The following is a 4,196-nucleotide window of genomic DNA, read 5'->3' on the forward strand; positions in this document are numbered from 1 at the left end:
GCGTTCGGCCTCGGCGGCCCGACGACGTCGGGCGAGCTGCTGCCGGGGGCGGCGGTGTCGGCGTCGGCCTCTGATCCTGTTGCGTCCCAGGAGGTTCCGGCGGGGTGGCACACGGAGGAGCTGGAGGGCCTCACCTACGCCCTGCCCCCCGAGATCGTGACGAGCGGACCTGTCGCGGACGAGCCCGGCGAGACGTCGGAGATGTGGCACAGCAAGGAGGACCCCGACTCGCCGCCGTTCCTCCGGATGGCCTACTACGACGAGGGACCCGAGAGCGCGACCTGGCCAGGTATCGCCGAGCGGACCGATGGCGAACCGTTCGAGCTGACGGGAGCGGAGAGCGCCCTCGAGTTCGACGTCGCCGCCGAGGCGGGAGGGCTGCCGACGGGCACCGAGGTCCCCGACGACGCGCAGGGCCCGACCATGCTGGTCATCGAGCCGACCACAGGAGATGGCGCGTACATCATCACGATCACCCAGTTCGGGGACACGGCCGAGGACTTCGTCGAGGCCTTCCTCCCGACGCTGTCGCTCGACTGACCCTTCGCCGCCAAATTACCGACCATGCACTTGCTGCCAAACTCGGGCCCGGCCTGGCAGCAAGTGCATGGTCGCTATCGCACCTGTGGACGACAAGAGTGACCAACGGACGGCATCAGCTGTAATTGAGCCCATGCCGCCGAAGCTGCCCGTGCCACCATCGCTGCTGGACCTGGCGCGCAACCAGGCCGGGCTGGTGTCCTCCGAGCAGTGCGACGCCGCCGGCGCCGGACCGTCGGTGCGGCGCAACCTCGTTGCACGGGGCGGGTGGCGGCGCCTGACCCGCGGGGTCTACGACACGGGCAGGACCCCGGACGACCTGCACCCGTTCGACGTCGACCGGCTGCGCGCCGCCTGGACGGCGCTCCTGGCCAACCGTCACGCGATCGCCGTCGGCGCCTGCGCGCTCGTGCTGCACGGCGTCCAGGGTCTGCCGCGACGGATCACCCCCGAGGCGACGTTCGCGCGCGGCGTCGCACGCAGGTCACGGGACGGGATCACGTTCCGTCAGTACGCAAGCGAGCTCGCCACCGTCGAGGTCCAGGGCCGCCAGGTGGTCGAGATCGTCCAGGCGCTCGCCCAGGCACTGCCGACGCTGTCGCGCGACCAGGCGGTCGCCTGCCTGGACAGCGCCCTGCACCAGGGTCTGATCAACGCGGAGGACCTGACCGCCATCCGGCGCCGACTGGTGAACCGACGAGGATCACGCCGCGTTCTCGACTGGCTGCCGCTGGCGGACGGACGAGCCGAGTCCCCGCCCGAGAGCCACGCCAGGCTGCGGCTGCACGACGCCGGGATCGCGCCCGACGACCTGCAGCGCGACTTCTTCGACGAGCGCGGACGCTTCCTGGGCCGTGCCGACCTGGCGTGGCACCTGGGCGCCGGTCGATGGCTGATCGTCGAGATCGACTCGCGGGAGTTCCACGGCGCCGACCGGCAGGTACGGCACGACGCCGTCCGCCAGAACGGACTGGCCGGCGAGGGCCAGAACATCGTCCTGCGGTTCTTCCCCGGCCACGTGACGGGTGGCCACCTCGCCGGGGAGGTCGCCCTGGTCCTGCGGCGGGAGGGCTGGCAGCCAGACTGCGCCCTGCCGCCCCGACCGGCCCGATGGCGGTCGACAGCGGGCCAGCGGGGCCACAGGCAGCGCGCCCAGCCGGAATGACCATGCACCTGCTGCCAGGGCGCGCCCCAGCTTGGCAGCAGGTGCATGGTCGATCGGGACGACCATGCAAGGCAAGTGAGCCAGATCACACGCGCCGCGGAAATACTATGTGGTTCACGAATGATTGACCCTGGAGGCCACATCAGCCGGACACGACACCTCCAGGAGGAACCCGACCATGGCAACACTGCTGCACATCGACGCGAGCATCCAGGGCGACAGCTCGGTCAGCAGGCAGCTCACCGCGCGGGCCGCGAACGCCTGGCGCGCCGCGCACCCGGAGGGCACGGTGACCTACCGCGACCTCGGCGCCCACCCGGTGCCGCACTTCGATGCCGCCGCGAACCTGAGCCGTGGCCTACCGGCCGACCAGCACACGCCCGAGCAGGCCGAGTCGTGGGCCCGGATCTCGGAGCTGGTCGGTGAGGTCGCCGCCGCCGACACCGTGCTGCTCGGCCTGCCGATCTACAACTACGGGGCCCCGAGCACCGTGAAGTCCTGGGTGGACCACCTGATGGCACCCGGGCTCTCCATCGACCCCGAGACCGGGAAGGGCCTGCTGGGCGGCCGCGACTTCGTCGTGGTGGTCTCCCGCGGCGGCGGGTACGGCGAGGGTGCGCCCCGCCAGGGCTGGGACCACGCGACGGCGTGGCTGCCGCACGGTGTGGCGATGGTGGGACTGGAGCCGCGCTTCATCACGGCCGAGCTGACGCTCGCCGGGACCAACCCCGCGATGGCCGGGCTGGTGCCGCTGGCGGAGGAGAGCCGCCGCCAGGCCGAGGCGGAGATCGACGACCTGTGGGCACCTGCGGTCGTCACAGCCTGAGCCGCGCCTGAGCCACCGCTCACGGCGTAATTCCCCACGTCGCGACCCCGTGCTCCCGTAGAGTTGCGGGGTCGCGACGACGAAGGAGAAGCCGTGGAGGAGTCGCCGGTCCTGGACCAGTCCGTACGCCGGTCGGGCGCGCTCATCGACTACCTGGCCCGCCATCTTCGCCGGCGCAGCGAGTCGGCGCTGGCCCCGCTCGGCCTGCGGACCCGGCACCTGGTGGCCCTCACCGTGCTGCGCGACCGGACCGAGATCACGCAGCGCGACCTGGCGACGGCGCTCGTGCTGGACAGCACCAACATCGTCGGTCTGCTCAACGAGCTGGAGGAGCGGCACCTGGTCGAGCGCCGCCGGTCCCCGCAGGACCGGCGGCGGCACGTCGTCTCGCTGACCGACGACGGCGTCGAGCTGCTCTGCCGGGCGGAGACCGCGCTCAGTGCCGTCGAGGACGAGGTCTTCGAGACCCTCGACCCGGCGCAGCGCACCCAGCTCCACGAGCTGCTGGTGGCCGCGACGTCGGCGGCGTCCGACCCCTTCTGCTGAGCCTGCCGGTTCCCGCTGAGCCGGCTCAGCCCACCGAGACGGTCACGGTGTGCCAGCCCGACGCGCCGTCGGGGGCGGGCGGGGCCTCGGTCTCGGTCTGCACCTGGCCGTCGGCATCCGTGGCGCGCACCGCCAGCGTGTGGTCGCCCGCGTCGAGGTCGATCGAGACGTGCCACTGGCGCCACGTGTCGGGGCCCACGGTCTCGGCGAGCTCGGCGGTGACCCAGTCGCCGTCGTCGGGCCGGACCTCCACCTTGGCGATGCCGGTGTGCTGGGCCCAGGCGACGCCGGCCACGGTCACGGCGCCGGCAGGCGCGGAACCGCGGGGCACGTCGATGCGCGACTCGATCTTGATGGGCCCCAGGACGGACCAGCCGCGCGGCGTCCAGTAGCCCTGATCGGCGTCGAACGTCGTGACCTCCAGCGAGGTGACCCACTTGGTGGCCGAGACGTACCCGTACAGGCCCGGTACCACCAGCCGCGCGGGGAAGCCGTGCTCGACGGGCAGCGGCTCACCGTTCATGCCGATGGCGAGCAGGCTCTCGCGGTCCGGGTCCTGCAGCACCTCCAGCGGCGAGCCCGCGGTGAACCCGTCGCTGCTGCGGGAGAGCACCATGTCGGCGCCGGCCCGCGGCTTGGCTCGCTCCAGGAGCGCGCGGATCGGGTAGCCGAGCCACAGGGCGTTGCCGATGAGGTCGCCGCCCACGGTGTTGCTCACGCAGGCCAGCGTCACGTGGTGCTCCTCGAGGGGCAGCGCCAGGAGCTCGTCCCAGGTGATGGTGAACGGCTCGTCGACCAGACCGTGCACCTGCAGTGACCAGTCCGCCGGGTCGAGCTGCGGCACGATCAGCGCGGTGTCGATGCGGTAGAAGTCCGGGTTCGGCGTGATGTACGGCGTCAGGCCGTCGAGCTCCAGGTCGGCCCCCGCGGGCACGGCGGGCGCCATGGTGCGCGCGGTCGGCAGGCGCAGCTTCTCCCGGACGGCGCTCACCGCCGTCGAACCCGCGGACAGCACGCGCGAGCCCACGAGCGCCAGCACGGCGACGCCCACGGAGATGCCGGAGACGGCCAGGAACCCGCGCCGGTCCACCGCGCCGTCCGACGCCGACGCCGACGACG

The 4,196-nt window shown here is 72.4% G+C and carries 4 protein-coding genes and 1 pseudogene; 4 read left to right on the plus strand and 1 reads right to left on the minus strand.

Going from position 1 to position 4,196, the window contains the following annotated elements:
- The 4 genes and pseudogenes from PROKR_RS13260 to PROKR_RS13275 form a co-directional block, all read left to right on the plus strand.
- A pseudogene (locus tag PROKR_RS13260) lies at positions 1 to 540 on the plus strand (hypothetical protein); the annotation flags it as partial.
- A gap of 133 nt (positions 541 to 673) precedes the next feature.
- Complete coding sequence (locus tag PROKR_RS30740) at positions 674 to 1,705, plus strand: type IV toxin-antitoxin system AbiEi family antitoxin domain-containing protein (RefSeq protein WP_051432962.1); 1,032 nt, start codon at positions 674 to 676, stop codon at positions 1,703 to 1,705.
- A 178-nt stretch (positions 1,706 to 1,883) separates the two neighbouring features.
- The gene (locus PROKR_RS13270; RefSeq protein WP_036963986.1) at positions 1,884 to 2,531 is read left to right on the plus strand and encodes an FMN-dependent NADH-azoreductase; all 648 of its coding nucleotides are present in this window, start codon (positions 1,884 to 1,886) and stop codon (positions 2,529 to 2,531) included.
- A gap of 93 nt (positions 2,532 to 2,624) precedes the next feature.
- Positions 2,625 to 3,077, plus strand: coding sequence for a MarR family winged helix-turn-helix transcriptional regulator (locus PROKR_RS13275; RefSeq protein ID WP_036963988.1), 453 nt, complete (start codon positions 2,625 to 2,627; stop codon positions 3,075 to 3,077).
- Positions 3,078 to 3,102: 25 nt separating this feature from the next.
- Here the strand turns inward: PROKR_RS13275 and PROKR_RS13280 are convergent.
- On the minus strand, positions 3,103 to 4,196 hold a 1,094-nt coding region (locus PROKR_RS13280; protein WP_084800431.1), incomplete at its 5' end, for a molybdopterin-dependent oxidoreductase.

The organism is Promicromonospora kroppenstedtii DSM 19349, from assembly GCF_000515355.1.
GTDB lineage: Bacteria > Actinomycetota > Actinomycetes > Actinomycetales > Cellulomonadaceae > Promicromonospora > Promicromonospora kroppenstedtii.

What these genes read in the sequence shown, in the direction of transcription:
- PROKR_RS30740 (WP_051432962.1), top strand. Translation starts at nt 674, where the DNA reads ATGCCGCCGAAGCTGCCCGTGCCACCATCGCTGCTGGACCTGGCGCGC.
- PROKR_RS13270 (WP_036963986.1), top strand. Translation starts at nt 1,884, where the DNA reads ATGGCAACACTGCTGCACATCGACGCGAGCATCCAGGGCGACAGCTCG.